This is a genomic window from Nocardia anocheti (assembly GCF_029675105.1).
Taxonomy (GTDB): Bacteria; Actinomycetota; Actinomycetes; order Mycobacteriales; family Mycobacteriaceae; genus Nocardia.
This window is the reverse complement of sequence record NZ_JAQQFV010000001.1, coordinates 365,664-391,398: the sequence shown is the minus strand read 5'-3', so window position 1 is coordinate 391,398 and position 25,735 is coordinate 365,664. Positions and strand designations below refer to the sequence as shown.

23 protein-coding genes are annotated in these 25,735 nt (G+C 68.7%); 21 read left to right on the top strand and 2 right to left on the bottom strand.

The genetic code is table 11. The features are described from left to right. Nucleotides 1–244 precede the first annotated feature (244 nt). Entirely contained in the window at nucleotides 245–1,747 is a 1,503-nt protein-coding gene (locus QC180_RS01930) for a SpoIID/LytB domain-containing protein (RefSeq protein ID WP_278260795.1), read from the top strand. Between the two features lie 214 nt (nucleotides 1,748–1,961). On the opposite strand, the gene QC180_RS01925 is transcribed toward QC180_RS01930, so the two are convergent. Beyond that, nucleotides 1,962–2,462: a MarR family winged helix-turn-helix transcriptional regulator gene (locus QC180_RS01925; RefSeq protein ID WP_278260794.1), complete on the bottom strand. Its 501-nt coding sequence runs from the start codon at nucleotides 2,460–2,462 to the stop codon at nucleotides 1,962–1,964. A gap of 103 nt (nucleotides 2,463–2,565) precedes the next feature. On the opposite strand from QC180_RS01925, the gene QC180_RS01920 reads away from it, so the two are divergent. Further along, nucleotides 2,566–3,528, top strand: coding sequence for an EamA family transporter (locus QC180_RS01920; RefSeq protein WP_278260793.1), 963 nt, complete (start codon nucleotides 2,566–2,568; stop codon nucleotides 3,526–3,528). Nucleotides 3,529–3,536: 8 nt separating this feature from the next. Here the strand turns inward: QC180_RS01920 and QC180_RS01915 are convergent, their stop codons facing one another. Then, entirely contained in the window at nucleotides 3,537–4,163 is a 627-nt protein-coding gene (locus QC180_RS01915; protein WP_278260792.1) for a TetR/AcrR family transcriptional regulator, read from the bottom strand. A gap of 104 nt (nucleotides 4,164–4,267) precedes the next feature. Between QC180_RS01915 and QC180_RS01910 the strand changes: the two genes are divergently transcribed. The 19 genes from QC180_RS01910 to fadD32 all read left to right on the top strand — a co-directional run bounded on the left by QC180_RS01910 (nucleotide 4,268) and on the right by fadD32 (nucleotide 25,645). After that, nucleotides 4,268–4,981, top strand: coding sequence for an SDR family NAD(P)-dependent oxidoreductase (locus QC180_RS01910; protein ID WP_278260791.1), 714 nt, complete (start codon nucleotides 4,268–4,270; stop codon nucleotides 4,979–4,981). Between the two features lie 68 nt (nucleotides 4,982–5,049). Further along, nucleotides 5,050–5,814, top strand: coding sequence for a MerR family transcriptional regulator (locus QC180_RS01905; RefSeq protein ID WP_278260790.1), 765 nt, complete (start codon nucleotides 5,050–5,052; stop codon nucleotides 5,812–5,814). 104 nt (nucleotides 5,815–5,918) lie between these two features. Then, nucleotides 5,919–6,329, top strand: coding sequence for a hypothetical protein (locus QC180_RS01900; protein ID WP_278260789.1), 411 nt, complete (start codon nucleotides 5,919–5,921; stop codon nucleotides 6,327–6,329). Nucleotides 6,330–6,354: 25 nt separating this feature from the next. After that, complete coding sequence (locus QC180_RS01895; RefSeq protein ID WP_278260788.1) at nucleotides 6,355–6,894, top strand: hypothetical protein; 540 nt, start codon at nucleotides 6,355–6,357, stop codon at nucleotides 6,892–6,894. Between the two features lie 41 nt (nucleotides 6,895–6,935). Next, complete coding sequence (locus tag QC180_RS01890; RefSeq protein ID WP_278260787.1) at nucleotides 6,936–7,541, top strand: hypothetical protein; 606 nt, start codon at nucleotides 6,936–6,938, stop codon at nucleotides 7,539–7,541. Nucleotides 7,542–7,757: 216 nt separating this feature from the next. Next, nucleotides 7,758–8,003, top strand: coding sequence for a hypothetical protein (locus QC180_RS01885; protein ID WP_278260786.1), 246 nt, complete (start codon nucleotides 7,758–7,760; stop codon nucleotides 8,001–8,003). Between the two features lie 81 nt (nucleotides 8,004–8,084). Then, nucleotides 8,085–9,299: a UDP-galactopyranose mutase gene (glf, locus tag QC180_RS01880; protein ID WP_278260785.1), complete on the top strand. Its 1,215-nt coding sequence runs from the start codon at nucleotides 8,085–8,087 to the stop codon at nucleotides 9,297–9,299. Between the two features lie 67 nt (nucleotides 9,300–9,366). Further along, a complete protein-coding gene (locus QC180_RS01875) occupies nucleotides 9,367–11,367 on the top strand; it encodes a glycosyltransferase (RefSeq protein WP_278260784.1) in 2,001 nt (666 codons plus the stop codon). Between the two features lie 89 nt (nucleotides 11,368–11,456). After that, entirely contained in the window at nucleotides 11,457–11,969 is a 513-nt protein-coding gene (locus QC180_RS01870) for a phosphatase PAP2 family protein (protein ID WP_278261178.1), read from the top strand. 26 nt (nucleotides 11,970–11,995) lie between these two features. Further along, nucleotides 11,996–12,928, top strand: coding sequence for a decaprenyl-phosphate phosphoribosyltransferase (locus QC180_RS01865; protein WP_278260783.1), 933 nt, complete (start codon nucleotides 11,996–11,998; stop codon nucleotides 12,926–12,928). Next, complete coding sequence (locus tag QC180_RS01860) at nucleotides 12,906–14,834, top strand: arabinofuranosyltransferase AftB family protein (protein ID WP_278260782.1); 1,929 nt, start codon at nucleotides 12,906–12,908, stop codon at nucleotides 14,832–14,834. The genes QC180_RS01865 and QC180_RS01860 overlap by 23 nt, the downstream gene beginning before the upstream one ends. Nucleotides 14,835–15,032: 198 nt before the next feature. Further along, complete coding sequence (locus QC180_RS01855) at nucleotides 15,033–16,103, top strand: alpha/beta hydrolase (RefSeq protein WP_278260781.1); 1,071 nt, start codon at nucleotides 15,033–15,035, stop codon at nucleotides 16,101–16,103. 300 nt (nucleotides 16,104–16,403) lie between these two features. Continuing rightward, complete coding sequence (locus QC180_RS01850) at nucleotides 16,404–17,465, top strand: alpha/beta hydrolase (RefSeq protein WP_278260780.1); 1,062 nt, start codon at nucleotides 16,404–16,406, stop codon at nucleotides 17,463–17,465. Between the two features lie 234 nt (nucleotides 17,466–17,699). Then, the gene (locus QC180_RS01845; protein WP_278260779.1) at nucleotides 17,700–18,734 is read left to right on the top strand and encodes an alpha/beta hydrolase; all 1,035 of its coding nucleotides are present in this window, start codon (nucleotides 17,700–17,702) and stop codon (nucleotides 18,732–18,734) included. 159 nt (nucleotides 18,735–18,893) lie between these two features. Continuing rightward, on the top strand, nucleotides 18,894–20,726 hold the full coding sequence (locus tag QC180_RS01840; RefSeq protein ID WP_278260778.1) for an alpha/beta hydrolase-fold protein: 1,833 nt from the start codon (nucleotides 18,894–18,896) through the stop codon (nucleotides 20,724–20,726). A gap of 111 nt (nucleotides 20,727–20,837) precedes the next feature. Then, nucleotides 20,838–21,353 (top strand): DUF732 domain-containing protein, encoded by a 516-nt coding sequence (locus QC180_RS01835; protein WP_278260777.1) that lies wholly within the window; start codon nucleotides 20,838–20,840, stop codon nucleotides 21,351–21,353. Further along, a complete protein-coding gene (locus tag QC180_RS01830) occupies nucleotides 21,347–22,345 on the top strand; it encodes a cutinase family protein (protein ID WP_474646383.1) in 999 nt (332 codons plus the stop codon). The genes QC180_RS01835 and QC180_RS01830 overlap by 7 nt, the downstream gene beginning before the upstream one ends. A 152-nt stretch (nucleotides 22,346–22,497) precedes the next feature. Further along, nucleotides 22,498–23,517: an LLM class F420-dependent oxidoreductase gene (locus tag QC180_RS01825; protein ID WP_278260775.1), complete on the top strand. Its 1,020-nt coding sequence runs from the start codon at nucleotides 22,498–22,500 to the stop codon at nucleotides 23,515–23,517. Between the two features lie 214 nt (nucleotides 23,518–23,731). Continuing rightward, a complete protein-coding gene (gene fadD32, locus QC180_RS01820) occupies nucleotides 23,732–25,645 on the top strand; it encodes a long-chain-fatty-acid--AMP ligase FadD32 (RefSeq protein WP_278260774.1) in 1,914 nt (637 codons plus the stop codon). Nucleotides 25,646–25,735 lie beyond the last annotated feature (90 nt).

The following is a 25,735-nucleotide window of genomic DNA, read 5'->3' as shown; positions in this document are numbered from 1 at the left end:
GGCGCCTGGTGTTCCGCTGGCATGTGATGCTTGCTTCCTATCGCCTCACACACCACACTAGTTAACATATGTCACACATCTAAACCTCAACTTGAGGATTATGTGATTGCTCGAATGTAGCCCTCGGATCCCGCTCGGCGACGACGACATGCCGACGCGAGCTCCGCCGGTCGAACCGTGGGAGCACAGTATGAGAGCGGATACCTTCATCAACCGGAACACCCGTGGAACGCGGCGTCGTAGCGTGCCGGTACTGCGGACCGTGCCCCTTCCACTGCTGGCCGGTGGCACCGCGCTGGCGCTGGCCGCGGCGATGGGGCTGTGGCAGATCCTGCCCGGGGAGGTTACGCCGACTGTCGGCGCTGGTCACGGGCGCGGTATGAGTCAGGTCGGCGCGTTCGAGAACGCGCAAGAGGGCTGGACGGCCGAGGAGATCCTCGCGCACTACTACCCCGGCGCCGAACTCGGACAGATCGGGCAGACCACCATCGGCGTGCGCCTACAGGCCCAGGACGACGCCACCCTTGACACCTACGCCGCCGCGGGCGCGCAGGTCGCGGGCCGCACGATCGGTCCACACGAAGCCGCGCATCTCACGCCGCTGCCCGACGGCGGCGCGAACGTGGTGGTGACCGCGGGCTGCGACGGCGAAGTGCTCTGGCAGGCCGCCACCGACGACCCGTTCGTCTACCCGGTGCACGCGGGCGTCGGCCGACCCGCCGAGGAACACCTCACGCTGTGCAACGGCACCGGCTATCGCGGCGCGCTCGGCGTGGCGATGGAGGACGGCGCGTACCGCACGGTCAACCAGGTGGACCTCGACGACTACCTCGCGGGCCTGCTACCAGCGGAGATGCAGGCCAACTGGGCCGATCAGGGCGCCTTCGAGGCACTGCGCGCCCAGGCCGTCGCGGCCCGCTCCTACGCCCTCGCCGAAGACCGCTACGCCTACGCGCAGACCTGCGACACCACCGACTGCCAGGTCTATCCCGGCACCGTGCTCGAGGACGCGCGCACCACCGAGGCCGTCGCCGCCACCACCGGAACCGTGCTGCTGCGCGACGGACTCATCCTGCGCTCGGAGTACTCTGCCGCCCCCGACGGCGGCCGCCCCGCCGACATCCAGACTTTCGAGGTGGGCCCGGCCCCCGACGACCTCATCGAAACCGCCCCCATCCCCCCGGCGCCGGTCGACCCGACCCTTCCGTCGACCCCGTCGACCCCGACCCTGCCCGATCCGACCATCGAGGCGCTGGCGGGCGAGAGCCTCATCGACACCGCCTACCGCCGCATCGGCGGCCCCGACAGCGCCGTCGGTTCGCCCATCGGCCCGGAAATGCTGCTGCCGCAACGGGCGGGCACCTACCGCATGTACACCAACGGCGTCATCATCGCGACGCCCACCCTGGGCGCCCAGGTGGTCGACTTCTCCACCCTCCTCGCCCTCGTCCCCGACGCGGGCGACCAACTGCCGTCGTCGGGATCGGGCCAGCGGCCCCGCCTGACGATGCCGGAAGGGGCTGTCCCCAACGGCGCGTCACCGGGAACCGCCCCGGAAGCCCTTGCGCCGGAAGGAAGTACGCCGAGCGAGGTCGCACCCGGTGGTGTCGTGCCGAGCGACGCGGTGCCAGGCGATGTGGCACCGGGCGATGCGGTGCCAGGCGATGTGGCGCCGGACGATGCGGTGCCGGGCGACGCCCTGCCCGGCCCCGGCGCGCCGGGCGATGCTGTGCCAGGTGAGGCCTAGTCCGGCGTTGCCGTGCCTGGCGTCGCCGCGCCGAATGATGCGGTGCCGGGCTCAGACGCATCGGGCGATGTCGCGCCAGATGAGCCATAGTCCGTCGCTGCCTTCCCCGGGCGATGTGGTGCTCGCCGGTGCTCTGCCCGGCTTTAGTCCGCAGGGCGGTGTGGTGCTCGCCGACGCGCTCCCCGACCTCGGCGCGTCGGGGAGGCGTGTCAGGTCAGTCGACGGCCGCGTCGTCGAGCCCGAGGGACAGGGTGCGCAGTAGTGCGGCGAGGTGCGCGCGTTCGTCGGGGGCGAGGGAGGCCAGGAGGCGTTGCTCGTTGGCCATGTGGAGGGGGAGTAGGCGGTCGACGAGGGTGCGGCCCTCGGGGGTGAGCTGGACGTAGACCGCGCGGCGGTCCTCGGCGCAGGGGGTGCGGCGGACCAGGTTCTTGGCTTCGAGGCGGTCGAGGCGGTTGGTGATGGCGCCCGAGGTGACCATGGCGGCGCGGTTGAGGGCGCCTGCGGTGAGGCCCTTGTCGCCGCCGGAGCGGCGCAGCGTGGCGAGCACGTCGAACTCCCAGAATTCCAGCCCGTGACCAGCGAAGAAGCGCTTGAGCTCCTGGTCGAGGATGCGCGAGAGCCGGGTGATCCGGCCGATCACCGCCATCGGTGACACGTCCACATCCGGCCGCTCGGCCTTCCACTGCGCGGTGAACAGATCGACGGCGTCGCGCATGACGGTTCCCTCTCGGTTGAATATTTCAACGTTCATCTACTTGACGCTGAGCTATGCCAGGGAGTAGATATTTCAATGTTGAGATTATCAATCAGGAGTGAACATGACCACCGCACCCCGCTCCACCGGCACGGCGAGCACCCTCGCGCTCACCGCTCTCACCCCGATCGTCTGGGGTTCCACCTACGCCGTCACCACCGAATTCCTCCCGCCGGACCGGCCGCTGTTCACCGCGCTGCTGCGCGCCCTGCCCGCCGGTCTGGTCCTGCTCGCGCTGACCAGGGCATTTCCGCGCGGTCGCTGGCTGGGCCGCGTGGCGATCCTCGGCGCGCTCAATATCGGCGTCTTCTTCCCGCTGCTGTTCCTGGCGGCCTATCGCCTGCCCGGCGGTGTCGCGGGCGTGCTCACGGCGGTGGCGCCGATGTTCGCGCTCGGTTTCGCGACGGTCCTGCTGGCCGAGGTGCCGACGCGCCGCAAGCTGATCGCGGGTCTGATCGGCGTGTTCGGTGTCGCACTGGTGGTGTTGCGCGGCAATGCCGAGCTCGACCTGCTCGGCGTGCTGGCCGGATTGGCGGGCGCGGGCTCGATGGCGGCGGGCACCGTGCTGACGCAGAAGTGGGGCCGTCCCGAGGGGGTGGGTCCGCTGGCGATGACCGGCTGGCAGCTCACCGCGGGTGGCCTGTTCATCCTGCCGCTGGCGGTGCTGGTCGAGGGCGCCCCGCCCGCCATCGACGCGCGGGCCGCGGGTGGTTACCTCTACATCGGCGTCATCGGCACCGCGCTGGCCTACTGGCTGTGGTTCCGTGGGATCTCGCGGGTCTCGGCCACCTCGGTCGCCTTCCTGGGCCTGCTGAGCCCGGTCTCGGCTGCCGTGATCGGCTGGATCGCGCTGGGTCAGGCACTCACCGCGGTGCAGATCCTCGGCCTCGGAATCGCACTGGCGGGCACGGTGCTCGGTCAGGTCGCACCGAAAACCCCTGCACCGACGACTGTTTCACGTGAATCGGACACCGATCGGACCGAACCGCCCGCCGCGCCGAGGGTTCCGGCGCTCGCCACGCGCTGAAGTCGTCGTCAGTCGCGCATCGCCTGCATCAACTGGTCCTCGGTGAGGGCCGGAACCGGCAGGGGGTGCGCGGCTTTCGCGCGCAGGCCATCCAGGATCAGGGCCAGGTTGCGGCGCCAGAGGTCGGGGGCGACGTGCGCGGTCGCGGCGACGACGCTGGTGTGCGACCAGGTGATGAAGGCGATGTCCTCGAGCGTCCAGTCCGCGCGCAGGGCGCCCGACTCCTGCGCCCGGGTGACGATGCGGCGCATCAGGGCGTGCCCGTGCTCGCGGGCGCGCGCCAGCGCCTCGCTCGGCGGGTGCCGCAGCGCGAGTTCGCCGAGCACGCGATCACCGGCCTGTAGTGCGCAGATGCGCTCGACGAGCACGGTGAACGACTCCCAGGGGTCGCCGATCTCGAGCGCCTCCTCGGCGATGCGCGTGCCCGCCTCGACGCGGTCGGCGACGGCGGCGGCGATGAGGTCGTCGCGGGTGGGGAAGCGGTTGTAGAGGGTGCCGATGGCCACGCCCGCGCGGGTGGCGATGTCCTTGAGCGGGGCGTCGAGGCCGCGTTCGTCGAAGAGTTCGCGGGCGGCGGTGACCAGCGCGTCGCGATTGCGCTTGGCATCGCTGCGCAACGGCTTGTCCTCGGGCATTCGCCGATCCTACAAATCGACGCGGCGGAATATCTTGAGCATAGGTTCAACTTAGTGCTAGGTTGCGGATAACTTGAACCAACACTCAACTTAGTGAGGTAGTCATGAGCACGCTCGCGATCTTCGGATACGGCCCCGGCCTCGGCGCCGGAACGGCACGGGAGTTCGGGCGCCACGGTTTTCGGGTCGCGGTGATCGGTCGCGACGCCGCGGCGGGGGCCGAGCGCGCGGCGGCCCTGCGCGCCGAGGGTGTCGAAGCCGAGCAGTTCACGGCCGATATCACCGATCCCGCGCAGCTCAGCGACGTTGTCGGGCGGGTGCGGGACGCGCTGGGGCCCATCGATGTCGCGGTGCACGGCGCGGCGGCGCACATGTCGGTGCGCAGCGAGTCGACCAGGGCGACCGACCGAGCCTCGCTGGAGGTACCGCTGGCGCTCAAGGTGTATTCCTCGATCCAGCTCAGCCGGGAACTGCTGCCCGAGATGATCGAGCGCGGCAGCGGCGCGCTGCTGTTCTCCTCGGGGGCCTCCGAGCGGCATCTACAGCCCTACCTGGCCAATGTCGGCATCGCGCTGGGCGCGCAGCGGGCGTTCGTGCGGCAGCTGGCCGCCGAGGTCGAGGGCACCGGGGTCTACGTCGGGCTGCTCGCGATCGGGTCGCTGATCCAGGACAGCGCGGCGCAGCGGGAGGTCGACGCGCATCCCGAGCTGATTCCCGAGGGGCTGGTGCTGCCCCGCATCGACAACGCCGAACTCGGCGCGCGGTACTGGCGGATGGTCACCGAACGCGACGCGGTGGAGGTCGAGATCGGGTTCTGAGAATCGGGGTTGACCTTGACGTAGCGTCAACTCGCAGACTGGTCTCACCGACGAACAAGGAGCTGGTCATGGCGGGTGAATGGGCCATCAAGGAGCTCGCGAAAGCCGCGGGCACCACCAGCCGCACGCTGCGCCACTACGGGCAGCTCGGCCTGCTGGAGCCGAGCCGGATCGGCGCCAACGGCTACCGCTACTACGACCAGAGCTCCCTGGTTCGCCTGCAGCGCATCCTGCTGCTGCGCGAACTCGGCCTCGGCCTTCCGGTGATCGCCGAGGTCCTCGCCGGTGAACAGCACACCGCCGACGCGCTGCGCACCCACCTGGAACTGCTTCGGCAGCAACAGGATCGGATCGCGCGGCAGATCGAATCGGTGTCGACCACGTTGCGCAAGACAGAAAGAGGTGAACCCCTCATGGCCGCAGAGGTCTTCGACGGCTTCGACCACACGCAGTACAGGGACGAGGTGATCGAACGCTGGGGCGAGGACGCCTACGTCAGCGGCGACCGCTGGTGGCGCTCGCTGACCGAGGCCGACAAGCAGTCCTTCCTCCAGACCCAGCGCGACATCGCCGCCGACTTCGGAAAGGCCCACACCGCGGCCCTCCCCGTCGACAGCGAGACCGTCCAGTCCATCGTCGCCCGCCACGTCGCCTGGCTCGGCGCGGGCACTCAGGGCAGCCCCGTCACCGACGAGTACCTCCTCGGCCTGGGCGAGATGTACGTCGCCGACCCGCGTTTCCGCAAGAACTACGACGTCCACGGACAAGGCACCGCCGACTACATCCTGGAAGCCTTCCGCGCCTACGTCGCGGGCCGGTCGCGCGGGGAATGAGTCCGGACAGTCGCCCCGGACGCGGGGCGGCGGGTCTGGGACGTGCTCGATCGGCGGTTGCGCCGTATAACTGACGGCGGTGGTGTTCGAGTACGGGGGCAGGTGTGGATCAGCAGGAGGACGGGCGGGCCCGGCGGGCGGTGACGGCGCTGGTGGCCGGGTGGTTGGGCGTGCTGGTGGGGTGTGCCGGGCTGATCGTCGCGGGGGCGGCGGTCGGGATGCTGGTGTTCGGGCGGGGCGTCGAGCTCGACTACACGGCGGCGGGGATCATCGGCGGGCTCGGCGTGCTGTATCTGCTGGGGGCGGTGCTGCTGTTGCGGCGGCGGCTGCTCGGGCGGCGGATCCTGGTCGGCGTGTCGGGGGCGATGAGCGCGGCGACGCTGCTGGTGGTGGTGCTCAACGGCGCCGGACACGGGTGGCGGCTGGGTGTGCTGGACTGGTGGCTCGGGCTCAACCTGGTGATCCTGGTGCTCAGCCTGATCGAGCCGACGCGGCGATGGACCGTCACGCGGTGACGCGGCACGGGATACGGTCTTGATCGTGCGGGAGACGAACACGAAAACCGGTGAGGTCGCGGCGATCGTCGCGGTGAGCCTCGCGGCGCTGGCGGCGGTAGCCAATCTGGTCGGCGCGGCGGTGCTGACCCGCGCGTTCCTGCGCGACGCCGACCTGCTCGACGACTCACTGGCCCTGTTCACCCTGCTCGGCGCGCTGGCCGCGGCCTTCGTCTTCGGGTACGGCGGGCTGCTGCTGGCCCGGCGCGAGGAGACCGGCCGGTGGCTGGTGATCGTGGCCGCGGGCACGCAGCTGGCGCTCGGCGTGTTGGCACTGCTGGCCACGCTGGTGGACTACGACGCCGAATACGGCATCCACTGGTTCGCGCCGGAGCCGCTGCTCGCCTCGATCGTGCTCGGCTTCGGTGGGGTACCCGGGGCGGTGACGGCGATCGTGAACCACAGCTGGGCGGCCTCGGCGTCGGCGGTCGCGCTCGGCGTGCTCGTCGGGCTGCCCGCGGTATTGCCGTGGACGGCGGACTACACGCTCGCTCGCCCGCGCCCGACGATCGAACCGACCGTATAGTTTCGGCAGGTCGGCGTAGGACTTTCGAGGAGGGGGACACCATGGGGTATCCGTACGGCCCACAGCAGGGCTACGACCCGTACGCGGGACAGGGTTACGCGCAACCGGGCTACGGCGCCCAGCCCTATGCGGCGCCCGGGCCCCAATACGGTTACGGCGCACCGGTTTACGGCGCCGCGCCGTACGGCCCCATGCCCGGCTACGGGCAGCCGCGCGCCAGCGGCGGCACCGCGATCACCGCGGCCCTGCTGGCGCTGGCGCTGTCCATGCTCGGCGGGGTGTCGGTGCTGGTCGCGATGGCCGCCATGTCGGAGATCGACGGGGCCGCCTCCGACGCGATGGCGGTTCCGCTCGTCATCGGCGGCGGCGCCTGCCTGCTGTGGTTCGTCGGCTCGATCCTGCTGTTCCGCCGCAAGGCCGCGGGCCGCGCGATCCTGATCATCCTGTCGAGCCTGGCCCTCGTCGGCATCGGCATCTCCACCGCCATCACCCTCGACAGCGGCGCCGAGCCCGGCCCCGCCCTCGTCGGCAGCGCCATCGGCGGCGGCCTCGCCCTGCTCATCCTCTGCCTCGCCGCCGCGGGCTCGACGGGCCGCTGGATCCGCGAGGGCCGCCAGCCCGTCCAGGGGCCGTACCCGTACTACTGACGACTGGTACGGCCGTATAGTTCGGCGAGTCCGGGTTGGGAGTTCGAGGGGGATCCGTGGGTTATCCGTATGGTCAGCAGCAGGGACATGACTCGCGACCCCTGCCGCCACAACCCGGGTACGCACCCGCTGCCGCCCAACCCGGTTACTACGCGACGCCCGGACCCCAGCACGGCTACGGCACACCGGGTTACGGCGCCGCCGACTTTCACGATCATGCTGCACCACGTTGTGCTCAGCCGGGGATGGGGTCATGGGCTCTTCGGTCTGTTCTTCGGTGATCAGCCCGGGACGCGGATCACCGGGGCCGGGGCCGTGCTGGCGGGGTTGCTGCTGATTCTGGTGTTGGTGTCCGTGGTCAAGGGCAGGACGCAGGGAGCAGGAGCTGGGCGGGTGCCGGACGGGTTCGGTGGGCAACCCCTCGGGCACACCCCGCCGGTTCCGCCGCAGCACTACCGCTGAGGTGGTGGTATCGGGGCTGGTCGGGGGATAGGCGGTGACTCCGCCGGGACAATCTGTGGTCTTCCGATACGCTGGGCTCCCGTGACCGCCGCATCGCCTTCTTCCTCCCCGGCCAACCAGTACGACCTGATCGTGGTCGGCTCCGGCTTCTTCGGGCTGACCGTCGCCGAGCGTGCCGCGAACCTGCTGGGTAAGCGGGTGCTGGTGCTCGACCGCCGCTACCACCTGGGCGGCAACGCCTACTCAGAGCCGGAACCGGAAACCGGTATCGAGATCCACAAGTACGGCGCGCACCTGTTCCACACCTCGAACAAGAAGGTGTGGGATTACGTCACCCAGTTCACCGAGTTCACGAACTACCAGCATCGCGTGTTCGCCCTGCACAAGGGGCAGGCGTACCAGTTCCCGATGGGGCTGGGGCTGATCTCGCAGTTCTTCGGCCGGTACTTCTCCCCGGAGGAGGCCAAGGCGCTGATCGCCGAGCAGGCCGCCGAGGTGTCCACCGCCGACGCGCAGAACCTCGAGGAGAAGGCGATCTCGCTGATCGGCCGTCCCCTCTACGAGGCGTTCGTGCGCGACTACACCGCCAAGCAGTGGCAGACCGACCCCAAGGAACTGCCCGCGGGCAACATCACCCGCCTGCCGGTGCGCTACACCTTCGACAACCGCTACTTCAACGACACCTACGAGGGCCTGCCCAAGCAGGGATACACGAAGTGGCTGGAGAACATGGCCGCCTCCGAACTCATCGAGGTGCGGCTGAACACCGACTGGTTCGACGTGCGTGACGAGGTCCGCGCCGCCAGCCCGGACGCGCCGGTGGTCTACACCGGCCCGCTGGACCACTACTTCGACTACGCCGAGGGCGAACTCGGCTGGCGCACCATCGATTTCGAGACCGAAGTGCTCGAGACCGGTGACTTCCAAGGCACCTCGGTGATGAACTACAACGACGCCGACGCGCCCTACACCCGCATCATCGAGCCGCGCCACTTCCACCCCGAGCGCGACTACCCGGCCGACAAGACGGTCATCATGCGCGAGTACTCCCGCTTCGCCAAGACCGGCGACGAGCCGTACTACCCGATCAACACCCCGGAGGACCGCACCAAGCTGCTGGCCTACCGCGAGCTGGCCAAGAAGGAGACCGCCGAGAACAAGGTGCTCTTCGGCGGCCGCCTGGGCACCTACCAGTACCTGGACATGCACATGGCGATCGGTTCGGCGCTGAGCATGTTCGAGAACGTGCTGCGTCCGCACCTGGAGTCGGGTCAGACGCTGGTGGACGAGGCATGAGCGAGCGACAGATGAGCACAGCCGCCATCGCGGTCATGCTGGAGCCGAGCGCCAGCGAGGTGGAGGCATGAGCGCGCAGCCGGTGCTGGAAGACGTGAACACCGAGACGCGCGCCAAGGCGCTGTTGCAGCGGATCATCCTGCCGCGTCCGGGCGAACCCCTGGACGTGCGGACCCTCTACCTGGAGGAATCCACCACCAACGCCCGCCGCGCGCACGCCACCAGCCGGACCGCGCTCTCGATCGGCGCCGAGTCCGAGGTGTCGTTCTGCACCTACTTCAACGCGCTGCCCGCCAGCTACTGGCGGCGCTGGAGCGTGCTGAACTCGGTGGTGCTGCGGCTGGAGCTGGCCGGACACGGGCGGGTGGACGTGTACCGCTCGAAGGCCGACGGTTCGCGAATCCACGTGCAGGGCAAGGAATTCGCCGTCGAGCTTGCCGGACGAGCTCAGGCCCCGGAGGCGGAAGCGGAGCGTAACCACGGAGGGGACAGCGAGTTCGGCCAATTCGACAGAGCCGCGGATTCGGTGTTCGTGGAGTTCGAGACCGATCTGGGGCCGTTCGAGGACGGTGGCTGGATCTGGTTCGACATCACCACCGACACCGCCGTGACGCTGCTGTCCGGTGGTTATTACGCCGCGCAAGAGGCGCCGGGCACCGGCAGCATCGCGGTCGGCATGCCCACCTTCAACCGGCCCACCGACCTGGTGAAGACCCTGGCCGCGCTGGGCTCGGACCCGCTGGTGCTCGACAATATCGCCGGGGTGATCGTCGCCGATCAGGGCAACCGCAAGGTCGTCGACGAGCCCGGCTTCACCGAGGCCGCCGCGACCCTGGGCGACCGGCTGAGCATCCACGACCAGCCCAACCTCGGCGGGTCCGGCGGGTACAGCCGGGTGATGTACGAGGCGCTGAAGACCGACGCCGAGTACATCGTCTACATGGACGACGACATCGAGATCGAGCCCGACTCGATCCTGCGCGCGCTGGCGTTCTCGCGCTTCGCCAAGTCGCCGCTGCTGGTCGGCGGGCAGATGCTCAATCTCCAGGAGCGTTCGCACCTGCACAGCATGGGCGAGGTCGTCGATCGCGGGATCTTCATGTGGTCCTCGGCGCCGAATGTCGAGTACGACCACGACTTCTCGAAGTACCCGCTCAAGGACCGCGACAACTCCAAGCTGCTGCACCGGCGCATCGACGTCGACTTCAACGGCTGGTGGACCTGTGTGATCCCGCGTCAGGTGGCCGAGCGGATCGGGCAGCCGCTGCCGCTGTTCCTCAAGTGGGACGACGTCGAATACGGCCTGCGCGCCCGCGAGGCCGGGTACCCGACCATCACCCTGCCGGGTGCGGCGGTGTGGCACATGGCCTGGTCGGACAAGGACGACGCGATCGACTGGCAGGCGTACTTCCACCTGCGCAACCGCCTGGTGGTCGCCTCGCTGCACCTGCCCGGTGACGGCAAGCCGATGATCGTGAACACCGTCAAGGCCACGCTCAAGCATCTGCTGTGCCTGGAGTACTCGACCGTCGCCATCCAGAACGAGGCGATCCGCGACTTCCTGGCCGGGCCGGAGGGTCTGTTCGACCTGCTGCCCAGCGCGCTGGGCAAGATCCACGCGATGCGCAAGGAGTACCCGGACGCGGTGGTGCTGCCGTCCTCGACCGAGCTGCCGCTGGCCAACCGGCACGGCGTCGGCGCGACCGGCGAGCCGGGCAACCCGATCGCCAAGGTCGCGCGCCTGGCCAAGGGCGTGGTGCACAACTTCCGCAAGGCCGACCCGACCGCGCACGAGACCCCGCAGCTCAACGTCCCCACGCTGGACGCGCGCTGGTTCCTGCTCTCGCAGGTCGACGGCGTCACCGTGACGACGGCCGACGGGCGCGGCGTGGTCTACCGCAAGCGCGACCCGCGCAAGGCCGCCGAACTACTCAAGGAAGCCCTGCGCCTGCGCAAGGAGCTCACCGCCCGTTTCCCGGAGATGCAGCAGCGCTACCGGGCCGCGCACGCCGAACTCACCAGCACGGCCGCGTGGGAGAAGATCTTCCAGACAGGAACCGAGAAGTGAACGCGATCAACCCCGAAACGCCCGAGCTCGAGCTGATCGAGGAAGGCTGCGGCGGCGAGTGCGCCTGCGCGTGCGGCGATGACGAGTACATCGAGGTGCCGCTCGAGGTCGGCATCATCAACACCGTGCAGAACACCATCGGCACCAGCCCGGCCGTCGTCTCGGCCGCGCGCGGCATGTCGCACTTCGGTGAGCACGCGCTGGGCTGGGTCGGTATCGCCGCGGCGGGTTGGCTGGTCGACAAGCCGCGCCGTCGGCAGTGGGCCGGTGTCGCGGTCGGCGCGGTCGGCGCGCACGCCGCGTCGATCGTGATCAAGCGGATCGTCCGGCGCCCGCGTCCGGACAGTCCCGCGGTGCAGGTCAACGTGTCGACGCCGAGCAAATTGAGCTTCCCGTCCTCGCACGCGACCTCGACAACGGCGGCGGCTGTGTTGCTCGGCAGGCTCACCGGGCTACCCTTGCCTGCGGTGCTCGTGCCGCCGATGCTGCTGTCCCGGGTCGTGCTCGGCGTGCATTACCCTTCCGACGTGCTCGCCGGTTCCGCCTTGGGGGCCGCGTCGGCAGCCGCCGTGCTAGCCGCCGAAAAGAGACTCCGACCTTGACCGCAACTGAAAGAACCTTGGCTGAGATGAGCGAAGAACCGTCCGCCGCCGTCCTGGACGAGGCTGTCGTGAAGGGCCCGCCGAAGACCCTGGTCGGCGGCGTCATCAAGGCCATCCGCCCACGTCAGTGGGTCAAGAACGTGCTCGTGCTGGCCGCGCCGCTGGCCGTGGGCCCCGAGGCGATCAGCGATGGTGGCGTGCTGGTGCACGTCGCGATCGCGTTCGTGGTGTTCTGCATGGCGGCCTCGGGCATCTACCTGGTCAACGACTCGCTCGACGTCGAGGCCGACCGGGCGCACCCGACCAAGCGGTTCCGGCCGATCGCGGCCGGTGTCGTTCCTGTCAACCTGGCTTACGCGCTGGCGGCGGTGCTGCTCGTCGGTTCGATCGCCGGTTCGTTCCTGGCGTCCTGGCACCTGGCCGTGGTGATGGCGATCTACATCGGCATCCAGCTGGCCTACTGCCTGGGCCTCAAGCACCAGGCCGTGCTCGACATCTGCATCGTGTCCTCGGGCTTCCTGCTGCGCGCGGTCGCCGGTGGCGCGGCCGCCGATATCGCGCTGTCGCAGTGGTTCCTGCTGATCATGGCGTTCGGTTCGCTGTTCATGGCGGCGGGCAAGCGCTACGCCGAACTGCAGATCGCGCTGGAGACCGGCGCCAAGATCCGCAAGTCGCTGCAGTACTACACGCCCACCTACCTGCGCTTCATCTGGACGCTGGCGGCCACCGCCGTGGTGATCTTCTACGGCCTGTGGGCGTTCCAGCAGGACGAGCTGCGCGACACCCAGTGGTACTCGATCTCCATGATCCCGTTTACCATCGCAATCCTGCGTTACGCGGTCGACGTCGACGGTGGCGAGGCCGGTGAACCCGAAGAGATCGCGCTGGGGGACCGCATCCTGCAGTTCCTCGCTATTGCCTGGATCGGAGCGGTAGGTGTCGCTGTCTATCTCACCTGACGAGATCGTGGTAGCGGAGCAGGATTCAACCGAATACGAGCGGCTACGCGACGACGAGTCGGCGCGTCCGGCCGCGCGTTTCACAGTCCTGTCCCGCGCCACCTTCGTCGGTGGGATCGTGCTGACCACGGTGATCTTCGCGGTCGGCGCGTGGCAGCGGCGCTGGATCGCCGATGACGGCCTGATCGTGCTGCGCACCGTGCGCAACCTGCTCGCCGGTCACGGCCCGGTGTTCAACATGGACGAGCGGGTCGAGACCAACACCAGTACCGCGTGGACCTACGTGGTCTGGTTCTTCAGCTGGCTGACCCAGGCGCGGCTCGAGTACGTGGTGCTCGGCGTCGCGCTGACGGTCTCGCTGCTGGCCGTCGTATTCGCCATGCTCGGCACCGCGCGGCTGTGGGGCGGCAGCGCCACCCAGCTGCTGCTGCCCGCGGGCGTGCTCGTCTACATCGCGCTGCCGCCCGCGCGCGACTACGCCACCTCCGGTCTGGAGAGCGGGCTGGTGATCTGCTGGGTCGGGCTGCTGTGGTGGCTGATGATCCGGTGGAGTCAGGCCGCCGTCGTGCGGGTGCCGAGCCTGCTCGGGCTGGTGTTCCTGGCCGGGCTCGCGCCGCTGGTGCGGCCCGAGGCCACCCTGATCGGCGTGCTCGCGCTCGGCATGATCTTCCTGGCCCCGATGCCGGAATTCCGGTTCGGGCCCACCGCGCTGCGCGCGCTGATCGTGTTCGTCGCCGGGATCGTGCCGGTCGCGTATCAGATCTGGCGGATGGGCTACTACGGCCTGCCCTACCCGAACACCGCGGTCGCCAAGGACGCGGGCGGGGCCAAGTGGGGGCAGGGCCTGACCTACCTCTGGGACCTCGTCGGGCCGTACTACCTGTGGATTCCGCTGCTGGTGCTGCTGGTCGCGGGCATCGTGGCCGGGGCCGCGCGCGGTTTCGCGCTGCCGAAGCTGTCGGTCGGCGGGGTGCGCGCCTGGCTGCGGTCGCCGAGCGCGGTCGTGGTGATGGTGCTGGGCAGCGGGCTGCTGCTGACGGTCTACGCGGTGCGCGTCGGCGGTGACTTCATGCACGGCCGGATGCTGCTCACCCAGCTGTTCCTGCTGCTGCTGCCGGTGGCCGTGGTGCCGCTGCGGCTGCCGCGCAACGGCTCGCGCAAGGACTGGTCGTTCGTCGCGCTGCTGATCGCGCTGCTCGGCGCGGTGGGCTGGTCGCTGTTCGCGGCCAACACCACCGCCATCAAGACCGGCACCAAGATCAGTTCCTCGGGCATCGTCGACGAGCGCGTCTACTACGTGCTCAACACCGGCCACGACCACCCGATCCTGGCCGAGGACTACCTGGACTACGCGCGCATGCGCGCGATGGTCACCGATATCGCGGCCAACCCCAACGGCGGCCTGCTGCTGAACTCGCCCTCGTTCACGTTCTGGTACCTGGACCCGCCACCGCAGCCGATCCCCGAGGGCGGCGCCGGGCACACGGTCTACTTCCTGAACCTGGGCATGACCAGCATGAACGTCCCGCTGGACGTGCGCGTCATCGATCCGATGGGCCTGGCCTACCCGCTGGCCGCGCATTCGGACCGGCTCGCGGACGGGCGTATCGGCCACGACAAGAGCCTCTACCCGGACTGGGTGGTGGTCGATTCGGGCATGGTCGACATCCATCCGTGGATGCCCTGGTACATGGACGAGAAGTGGGTCACCCAGGCCCGCGCGGCGATGGGCTGCCCGCAGACGCAGGCGCTGCTGATCTCCACGCGCGACCCGCTGACCTTCGACCGGTTCAAGCACAACCTGCGCCACGCGTTGAGCTTCGCGAAGTACCGGATCGATCGGGTGCCCAAGTACGAGATCCAGCGCTGCGGATTGGTCGATCCGCACCCGCAGCCGCCGCGCTGACGTAGTCTCTCCTGCGGCTGGCCAGGCATTTCGGAGTGGTATTCGCCGCTTAATCACTTTTCGGTAACGCCAGGCTATCGATGTAGCGATATGGTCAACGAGAACTCCACCGTCGGCGCACTGGTGTGCCGGATGACAGTCGGCGGCATTTGCAACCGTGGTTCCGCGCGAACCGCACGAGGAAAGGCCCAAAACAGAATGCGTGGCGGACGTCTGAGAGCCAGGGGAGCCAACTGGCTCAAGAAGTCGATGCTGGTGTCGCTGGCTGTGGTGCTCCCGCTGGGGGCATCGGTGGCCGGGAGTACCGGCACCGCGACGGCGGCGTTCGATCCCAGCGGTTTCGACTTCTGGGTCGACTCCGAGATGGGGCCGATCAAGTCCAGGATCTTCCGCGCGGCCGACGGCAACACCGGGCGCGTGGTCTACGCGCTCGACGGTATGCGCGCCCGCGACGACCTCAACGGCTGGGAGATCGACACCAATGTCGCCCGCGCGCTGACCGCGGCCAACATCAATGTCGTCATGCCGGTCGGCGGCCAGTCCAGCTTCTACGCCGACTGGAACGCCCCGAGCAACTTCTTCGGCATCGACGCGGGTTCGGGCGGTAGCTCCACCGGTTCGGCGGCCACCGGCTCCGCGATGACCGGGTCGTCGATCGCGCCCGCCCAGGTCGCGGGCAAGAAGAACACCTACAAGTGGGAAACCTTCCTCACCAACAACCTGCGCAACGCGCTGTCGGCCCGGCTGGGTTTCAACCCCAACAACAACGGTGTGTTCGGTCTGTCGATGGGCGGCTCGGCCGCGCTGACGCTGGCCGCCTACAACCCCGACCAGTTCAGCTTCGCCGGTTCGTTCTCCGGCTACCTGAACATCTCCGCGCCCGGTATGCGTGAGGCCATGCGCGCGGCGATGATCTCCGCCGGTGGCTTCAACATCGACGCGATGGCCCCGCCGTGGGGTCCGCAGTGGCTGCGGATGGACCCGTTCGTCTTCGCGCCGCGCCTGGTGGCCAACGGCACCCGCGTGTGGGTGTCGGCGGCCAGCGGTATCCCCGGCCCCGGTGACGTCTCCAACCCGATGGAGATCGTCCAGGGTGTGCCGCTCGAGCTGCTCGCCATGGTGAACAGCCGCGCCTTCCAGGTGCGCATGGCCACCCTCGGCGGCGGCAACGCCAACTTCGACTTCCCGATCACCGGCGTGCACAACTGGCGCAACTGGGAGACCGAGGTCAACCGCATGATCCCCGACCTGTCCGCCAACATCGGATAAGTCCACCCCGCTCGACAGAAAACCGCCCGGTGCCTCGCGCACCGGGCGGTTTTCTTCGTTTACGTCACGATCCGAGCGAAAGCTGGTGACGAATCATGAGCGGCAGGTCACCGCGAGTTGTGCTCGGGGTCACTTTCCAGCAACATGTAGGCATTCGTTCAGCGATTGATACACAGTGAGCATGCGTCGAGTTCGAATCGTCCGTTTTGCCCTGGATTGATCCATTTCGACGCCCGATGAGGGAACCGACCGTGTAGCTCGGGGTTTGCGCTGGCGGTCAGCCGAGAAAGGTCTAGTCGAATGCGAACACTGCGCCGCAAGCATCGCTCCGTGCAGACTGCCTCCCGTGGTTCGTGGGTGCGGCGCTGGGCCGCTGGCGTCTCGATGGCACTGCTGGTTCCCGTGGTGACGGCCGTGGGTGGCACCACCGCTCCCGCCTCCGCCGGTTTCAACGGCGCCGCGTTCGACTTCTGGGTCGATTCCGGGATGGGGCCGATCAAGTCGCGCGTGCTGCGCGCGGCCGACGGCAACACCAACCGCGTGGTCTACGTCCTCGACGGCATGCGCGCGCCGGAGACGCTCAACGGCTGGGAGATCGAAACCGATATCCCCAACGCGCTCGCCGCGGCCAATATCAATGTCGTGATGCCGGTCGGCGGCATGTCCAGCTTCTACGCGGATTGGAACTCGCCGAGCGAATTCTTCGGCATTCCCGGAAACGGCGCACCGAACTCCGGTTCCGGTGCGGCCAACGCCCTCTCGGGCGGCCCCGGCAAGAGCTACCGGTACCAGTGGGAGTCCTTCCTCACCGGCGACCTGCGCAACGCCCTGGCCGACCGGCTCGGCTTCAACCGCTACCGCAACGGTGTGTTCGGCCTGTCGATGGGCGGCTCGGCCGCACTGACGCTGGCCGCCTACCACCCCGACCAGTTCTCCTTCGCCGGTGCCTTCTCCGGCTACCTCAACATCTCCGCGCCCGGCATGCGCGAGGCCATCCGCATCGCCATGCTCGACGCCGGTGGCTACAACGTCGACTCCATGGCGCCGCCGTGGGGCCCGCAATGGCTGCGCATGGACCCGTTCGTCTTCGCGCCCAACCTCGTCGCCAACAACACCCGGCTCTGGATCGCGGCCGCCTCGGGTCTGCCCTCGGGCACCGACGGCCCGCACATGGGCACCGTCAACGGCATGGCCCTGGAGGCGCTGGCGCTGGCCAACACCCGCGCCTTCGAGGTCCGCATGGCGACCCTCGGCGCCCGCAACGCGGTCTACTCGTTCCCGCCCTTCGGCATCCACGCCTGGAACAACTGGAACGACGAAGCCCTGCGGATGATCCCCGACTTGTCGGCCAATATCGGCTGATCCGCCACCACCCGAACGCCCGGCACATTCGTGTGCCGGGCGTTTATTTTCCGGTGGTTCCCGGGTCCGAACCTGTTGGTCTTGCAACTAATTCGTGACTGGAATAGTCTCCAGCGAGCGTAAGTGTGACCAGATCGTTGTTTCACCCTGATCGATCGGCTGGCTTGTCGGGATCCAGTCGATGTATGAGACCTGTCTGGCATGCCACAACAGCAGAAAGAGAGCGGAATTCACATGCGTTTCGGCAAGGCCGTCGCGCCGAAGGGTGATCTGGGCGCGTCCCGGGCAACAGCACCTCGTGGTTGGCGTAATCGAATTCTAGCTGTCGGCGCAGCAGCCCTGGTGCTGCCGATCGCCGCAGGGGCGGCCCCGACCGCGTTCGCCGCCCCGGCGCCTTCCGCGCCCGCGCTGCGGGCCCCGGCCGGTGGCTACGAAGAACTCATGGTGCCCTCGAAGATGGGCCCGGTGAAGGTCCAGGTGCAGTGGGCGCGCAACGGCGGCAACGCCGCGCTCTACCTGCTCGACGGCCTGCGCGCCCGCGACGACAAGAACGCCTGGTCGTTCGAGACCAACGCGATGCAGCAGTTCGCCGACGACAACGTCACCCTGGTGATGCCGGTCGGTGGCCAGTCGTCCTGGTACGCCGACTGGACCTCGGCCTCGAACACCAACGGCCAGAAGACCACCTACAAGTGGGAGACCTTCCTGACCGAGGAGCTGCCGTCCTTCCTCGAGGGCTACGGCGTCTCCCGCACCAACAACGCGGTGCTCGGCCTGTCGATGAGCGGCCCGGCCGCGCTGCGCCTGGCCGCCCTGCACCGTGACCAGTTCAAGCACGCGTCCTCGCTCTCGGGCCCGCTGAACTGGGGTGCCCCCGGCATGCGTGAGGCCATCCGCGTGATGATGCTCGACGCGGGCCGCTTCAACGTCGACTCCATGGCCGCTCCGTGGAGCCCGGCGTGGCTGCGGATGGACCCGATGGTCTTCGCGCCCGAGCTGCGCGGCCTGCCGATGTTCATCTCCTCGGCCAACGGCCTGCCCGGTCAGCACGACCGTCCGGCCGGTCTGGGCGGGGTGTACAACACCGCCAACGCCATGGGCATCGAGGCCATCTCGTTCGTGAGCACGCTGGCCTTCCAGCAGCGTCTCAAGACCCTGGGCATCAGCGCCGTGTTCGACTTCCCCGCCAACGGCACCCACTCGTGGAAGTACTGGGAAGACGAGCTGTGGAAGGCGCGTCCGCACATCCTGGGCGCGCTGGGCGCCTGACAGTTTTCGCCCAGCAACGCTGAGGAGACCGGCTCACCCGCAGGGTGGGCCGGTCTTTTCGTTGTCATCGGCTTTCGCGTGTCGTCCCGGTTATCGCCGCGCACTGCGGTACAACCGAGGGTGAGGCTGTCCCGTGGGGTGGGATGAGGAGGGTCGCGCATGTCGAAACATCGTGTCCGAGCGCCCATGCGGCGGATCCTCGGAATCGCGGCCACGACCGTGGCGCTGCTGTCGCCCGTCGTCGCCGTGCCCGCCCAGGCGCAGACGCAGGCCATGCCCGCGGTGTCGGCGGTGCAGCGGGTCGAGTGGCTCTCGGATCGCCGGGTGGCGATGTGGGTCTACTCCGCCGCCATGAACACCCCCATCCAGGTGCAGATGCTGCTGGCCAGGGACTGGCACGCGCGGCCGGACGCGAAATTCCCTATGCTGCTGATGCTCGACGGCCTGCGCGCGCAGGACGACGAGAACGGCTGGACCAAAGACGCCGACGCCGAAGGCTTCTACGCCGACAAGAACGTGAATGTGGTGCTGCCGGTGGGTGGCCAGTCGAGCTGGTATTCCGACTGGCTCTCGCCCGACAACGGACACACCTACAAGTGGGAGACATTTCTCACCAAGGAACTGCCGCCCATCCTCGAACGCGACTGGCGCACCACCGATGTGCGTGGCGTGCAAGGACTTTCGATGGGCGGCACGGCCGCGATGAATCTGGCCGGACGCAATCCCGGGCTGATGAAATACGTGGCCTCCTACTCCGGTCTGCTCACCACCACGACTCTCGGTATGCCGCAGGCGATCACCTTCGCCAACAAGGACGCGGGCGGTTTCGACGCGGCGGCCATGTGGGGTCCGCCCGGCGGCCCGGAGTGGGCCGCGCACGATCCGTATCTGCTGGCGGACAAGCTGCGCGGGGTGAGCATGTACGTCTCGAGCGGCAGCGGGCTGGCCGGTACCCACGACCAGCTCAGCGAGATGCCGCTGCTCAGCGAGAACTGGGCGGGCACGGGGCTGGAGATCCTGGCGCGGCTGTCGACGGAGAACTTCGTCACCAAGCTGGAGAAGCTGGAGATCCCGGTGCAGGCCAACTACCGGCCCTCCGGCACGCACACCTGGCCCTACTGGGATTTCGAGATGCGGCAGTCCTGGAACCAGGCCGCGGCGGCGCTGGGCACCGATCCGAACGGGGCGAACTGTGGTCTGGGTGGGGCGATCGCCGGGCTCGCGCAGGCCGCGAACTGGCTCGGCGGCTGCCTGAGCGCGGAGTACCCGGCGGCCGCCGGGGTGGCGCAGGACTTCCAGCACGGGCGGGTGTTCCACTCGGCGGCCACCGGCACGCACGCGGTGGCCGGTCGCATCGGCGGCACGTACGCCGGGATCGGCGGGGCGGCCTCGCCGCTGGGGCTGCCGACCGGTGACGAGGTGGGCCTGCCCGACGGACGCGGTCGGACGCAGAGCTTCGAGGGCGGGTCGATCTACTGGACCCCCGAGACCGGTGCCCAGGTGATGCGCGGGGCCTTCCTCGAGGAATGGGGCAAGCAGGGCTACGAGCGCGGCCCGGCCGGATACCCGGTCGCGGCCGAGGCTGCCACGCCCAGCCGCGACGGCGCGGTGCAGGCCTTCGAGCACGGGCCGATGTTCTACAGCGCGGCCACCGGCGCCCATCGCGTGCAGGGCTTCGTGCTCGACAAGTACTCCCAGCTCGGCTTCGAGAACAGCCCGCTCGGATTCCCGGTGGCCGAGGAGGCGCCGCTGAAGGATCTCGGCCGCTACAGCCGGTTCGAGGGCGGCAACATCTACTGGAGTCCGCTCTCGGGTGCCTGGTCGGTGCGCAACGGCGCGCTGATGGAGGAGTGGGGCAAGCAGGGTTTCGAGAACGGCAGACTGGGCTTCCCGGTGAGCGACGAGTTCGCCGTGCCGGGCGGGATCCAGCAGAACTTCCAAACCGGGTTCATCGTCGTGCGAGACGGCAGATCCGAAGTCCACGGGGTGTGAGCCCGGGCTGAGAACTCTCTGAACTTCACCGCCTGCCACCCGAACAGGCGTGATGTCCGGCTAGCCTGGTCTGCGACCGCTTCCCTGACGAACGATCGAGGAACAATCTTCATGCATCGGATCCCTGGCAAGGTAGCCGGATCGGTCGCGGCGCTGGCCGCAGTCGCCCTGTTGTCCGCCTGCGGCGGCAACGACTCGACGGCCTCGCAGACGCCCACCCTCTCCAGCAGCGCGAGCGCCCCCGCGGCGTCCACGCAGGCCCCGGCACCCTCGGCCGACGAGCACGGCGGGCACGCGCCGAGTTCCTCCGCCGCGCCCGAGTCCAGCGCCCCCGAGCAACCGGCACCCGCGCCCGAGACCAGCGCCCCCTCGGCCCCGGCTTCGGCCAAGGACCAGGCGTTCCTCGATGAGCTGAGCAAGAACGGCATCACCCCGGCCAGCCCGGACATCGCGCTGACCGCGGCCAACTACATCTGTTCCAGCCGTGCCACCGGCGCCTCCGACGCCGACATCGCCCCGTTCGTCGCGGCGATCGCCGGGTCCGACGCCAACTTCGACGAGTCCAAGATGGACGTCGACAAGGCTTCCCAGGTCTATATCGCGGCCGCGACCTCGACCTACTGCTAGTGACGCCCCGGCCGAATCGACGGACCCGCAGGTTCTGGCCCGCGGGGTGCTTCACCCTGCTGGCGCTGCTGGTCCTGGCGATCATCGTCGTCCTGCTGCTGTGGTACCTGCTGGCCGGACGGCTGGAGAAGCCGCCGCCGGGTCCGCCCACGCCACCGCCGCCGCCGAGCTCGCAGTCGGCGGACTGCCCGGACGTCATGTTCCTGTCGATCCCGGGTACCTGGGAGTCGGCCAGCGACGACGATCCGTACAACCCGCAGGCCAACCCGATCTCGCTGATGTTGAGCGTGTCGGGCCCGCTGCGCGCGCAGTTCCCCGACGACCGGCTCGAGGTCTACACCGTGCCCTACGTGGCGCAGTTCTCGAACCCGATCGCCTTCCCGCCCGACGGCCAGGCGTCCTACAACGTCAGCCGTACCGAGGGCACCGCGCGGGCCACCGACGTGCTCTCGCAGCGGCACCGGGAATGCCCGTTGACGAACTTCGTCATCGCGGGCTTCTCCCAGGGCGCGGTGATCGCCGGTGACATCGCCGCCCAGATCGGCGCGGGCAACGGCCCGATCCCGGCCGACCGGGTGCTCGGCGTGACCGTCATCGCCGACGGGCGCCGCACCGCCGACACCGGTCCGGGTCAGCCGACCGAGATCGGTGACCCGCCGCCGACGGGTCAGGGCGCCGAGGTGGCGCTCAAGGGCGTCAACGTGCCGGGGATCAGCATGACCGGCCCGCGTCCCGGTGGTTTCGGTGAGCTGGCCTCGAAGGTGAACTCCCTCTGCGCGCCCGGCGACATGATCTGCGACGCCCCGCGCGAGGCCCTCAATCCGGCCAACGCGCTGGGCAGCCTGGCGGCGCTGATCCGCTCGGCGGGCAACCCGGTGCACGCCCTCTACGCCACCAACACCGTGGACGGCAACGGCACCACCGCGACCCAGTGGACGGTGAACTGGGCGGCGGGGCTCATCGAGAACGCGCCGCATCCGCCACATTCCTGATTCGCGGGGACGGAGTTGTCACAGTCACAGCGGGTGCATGATTGCCATGGATCATGCCTCGCTGTGACATCCGCACTCCGTTTCGCCCACACGCTGTAAAGTGCGCTGGTGATTGCGCCCGAGTCCATCGCACAGCCAGGAGCGAAGAGTTCATGACCGAAGCTGCCGCACCCGTCGGTGAGTCGACCGCGCTGGGTACGCCGCTGCGTCCGTTCCGCTTCGGAGCGGCGGGAGAGGGCAACAAGCAGGAGGGTGGCGCGCGCAAGTTCGTCCAGACCGCGCAGGAGGCCGAGGAGTACGGGTACGACACCTTCTTCGTGCCCGATCACCTGGGCGATCAGATCGGCCCGATCGCCGCGCTGGGCGCGCTCACCCAGGCCACCAGCAAGATCCGGCTCGGCACCTCGGTGCTGGCCAACGGCTTCCGGCATCCGGTCGTGCTCGCCAAGGACCTCGCCACCATCGACGTGCTGTCGAAGGGCAGGCTCGAGGTCGGCGTGGGCGCGGGCTGGATCAAGGAGGAGTTCGACGACGCGGGCATCCCGTTCGAACGCCCCGGCGTCCGGCTGGAGAAGCTCGACGAGTCGCTGACCATCCTGGACACGCTGCTGCGCGGTCAGGAGTGCAATTTCGAGGGCAAGCACTACCAGGTGCGCGGTATCAAGGGCACCCCGCGGCCGCGGCAGGGCCCGCGTCCGCCGCTGTGCACCGGTGGTGGTGGCCCGAAGATGCTGGCGCTGGCCGCCAAGCACGCCGACATCGTCTCGATCGTCCCGCAGACCACCAAGAACGGGAAGGGTCTGCTCTCGGGCATCACGCTGGAGAAGACGATCGAGAAGGTGAACATCGTCAAGGCCGCCGCCGGTGACCGGTTCGCCGACATCGAGCTGAACTGGGCCATCACCGCCATCGTCATCACCGACGACCGCGAGAAGACCGCGGAGATGGCCCTCAACGCGATCTCGCGCGGCCTGCACCCCAATCTCGAGGTCGACGTGGAGCTCACCGTCGAGCAGATCCTGAATTCGCCCTACGTCGCGATCGGTACGTTCGAGGAAATCGCCGAACAGATCAAACGTGTGCGCCAACTCACTTCGATGTCGTATGTCGGCATCTTCCCCACCCAGATGGATGCTTTCGCGCCTGTCATTCCGCTGCTGCGGGAGGACTGAGCGGGGGTTCTCTGTAACATGACTCTGGTTTGAGAACATCTAGCCGATAGCGGTCACCGCGCAGACCGCTCGAAAATCCGCAGGTTGTCAGGATGCACAGCTACGACGTGCACCTGCGTCCGGTGGCGATAGCGAGTCGAGGCCGCACAGGTGTCAACGCCCCCAGCGCGTTGGAACATTTCACCGGTGCCCGGTCCTCGGAGGAGAAGAAGGAATGGAAGAGACTTTCGACGACTACCTGGACGCGACCGGGAACATTGTGATTCCCGAGGGTCGGACCCTGGTCGATCACGTCGAGAAGCACACCCGTAACGATGCGAATACGCTCGCGTACCGCTACATCGACTACTCGCGGGAGCGCGACGGCGAGGTACACGAGCTGACCTGGCAGGAGTTCGGAGTTCGGCTGCGCGCGGTGGCCGCTCGCCTGCAGCAGGTGACCAACCCGGGCGACCGGGTCGCGATCCTCGCCCCGCAGGGTCTGGACTACGTGATCTCCTTCTTCGCGGCGATCTACGCGGGCACCATCTCGGTCCCGCTGTTCGACCCGGACGAGCCGGGCCACACCGACCGGCTGCACGCCGTGCTCGGTGACTGTGAGCCCTCGGCGATCCTCACCGCGACCTCCTCGGCCGCCGGTGTGCGCCAGTTCTTCCGCTCGCTGCCCGCCGCGCAGCGTCCGCGCATCATCGCCGTCGACGCGATCCCGGACACCCTCGGTGACTCCTGGGTCCGCCCCGACACCGCGATCGACGACATCGCCTACCTGCAGTACACCTCGGGTTCCACCCGTGTTCCGGCCGGTGTGGAGATCACCCACCGCGCGGTCGGCACCAACCTGCTGCAGATGATCAACTCGCTGAACATGAACGAGAACTCGCGCGGTGTCACCTGGCTGCCGCTGTTCCACGACATGGGCCTGCTGACGGTCATCCTGCCCGCGGTCGGCGGCAAGTTCATCACCATCATGTCGCCGAGCGCGTTCGTGCGTCGCCCCTCGCGCTGGATCAACGAGCTGGCCGCGGTCTCCGACGGCGCCGGTACCTTCGCGGCCGCGCCGAACTTCGCGTTCGAGCACGCCGCGGCGCGCGGTGTGCCGAAGGCGGGCGAGTCGCTGGACCTGTCGAACGTCATCGGCCTGATCAACGGTTCCGAGCCGGTGACGGTCTCGTCGATGAAGAAGTTCAACGAGGCGTTCGCCCCGTACGGCCTGCCCAAGACCGCCATCAAGCCCTGCTACGGCATGGCGGAGGCGACGCTGTTCGTCTCGGCGACCAAGGCCGAGGACGAGGCCAAGTACATCTACGTCGACCGCGACGAGCTGAACAAGGGCCGGATGGTCCGCGTGGAGCAGTCCGCCGAGAACGCCATCGCGCAGGTCTCCTGCGGGTACGTCGGCCTGTCGCAGTGGGCCGCGATCGTCGACCCCGAGTCGGTGGAGGGCCCCGACGGCGGCCGTGAACTGCCCGACGGTCAGGTCGGCGAGATCTGGCTGCACGGCAACAACATGGGCATCGGCTACTGGGGACGCCCCGACGAGTCGACCAAGACCTTCCGCAACCGGGTCACCGAGCGTCAGCCGGGTGGCCACACCGAGGGCACCGCCGCGGACGCGAACTGGATGCGCACCGGCGACTTCGGCGTCTACTTCGACGGCGAGCTCTACATCACCGGTCGCGTCAAGGACCTGGTGATCGTCGACGGCCGCAACCACTACCCGCAGGATCTGGAGTTCTCCGCCCAGGAGGCCTCCACCGCGCTGCGGCCCGGTTTCGTCGCCGCCTTCGCGGTGCCCGCCAACCAGCTGCCCGCCGAGGTCTTCGCCGCCGAGAGCCACTCCGGCCTGAAGTTCGACGCCGACGACGCGTCCGAGCAGCTGGTCATCGTGGCCGAACGTGGTCCCGGCGCGGGCAAGGCCGACCCGGCTCCGATCGCCGACGCGGTGCGCGCGGCGGTCTCGCAGCGCCACGGCGTCACCGCCCGTGACATCCTGCTGGTTCCCGCGGGCTCCATCCCGCGTACCTCCAGCGGCAAGATCGCCCGGCGCGCCTGCAAGGCCGCCTACCTCGAGGGAACGCTGCGCGGTGGTTACACCCAGCAGGCTTTCCCCGATGCACCAGAAGAGTAATCGGCCGACCGGTTCGGTGATGACGCCCGGCATGTCGAGCATGCCGGGCGTCATTCCACGGCGCGCCCTGTACGCAGACAGGTAGCTTGA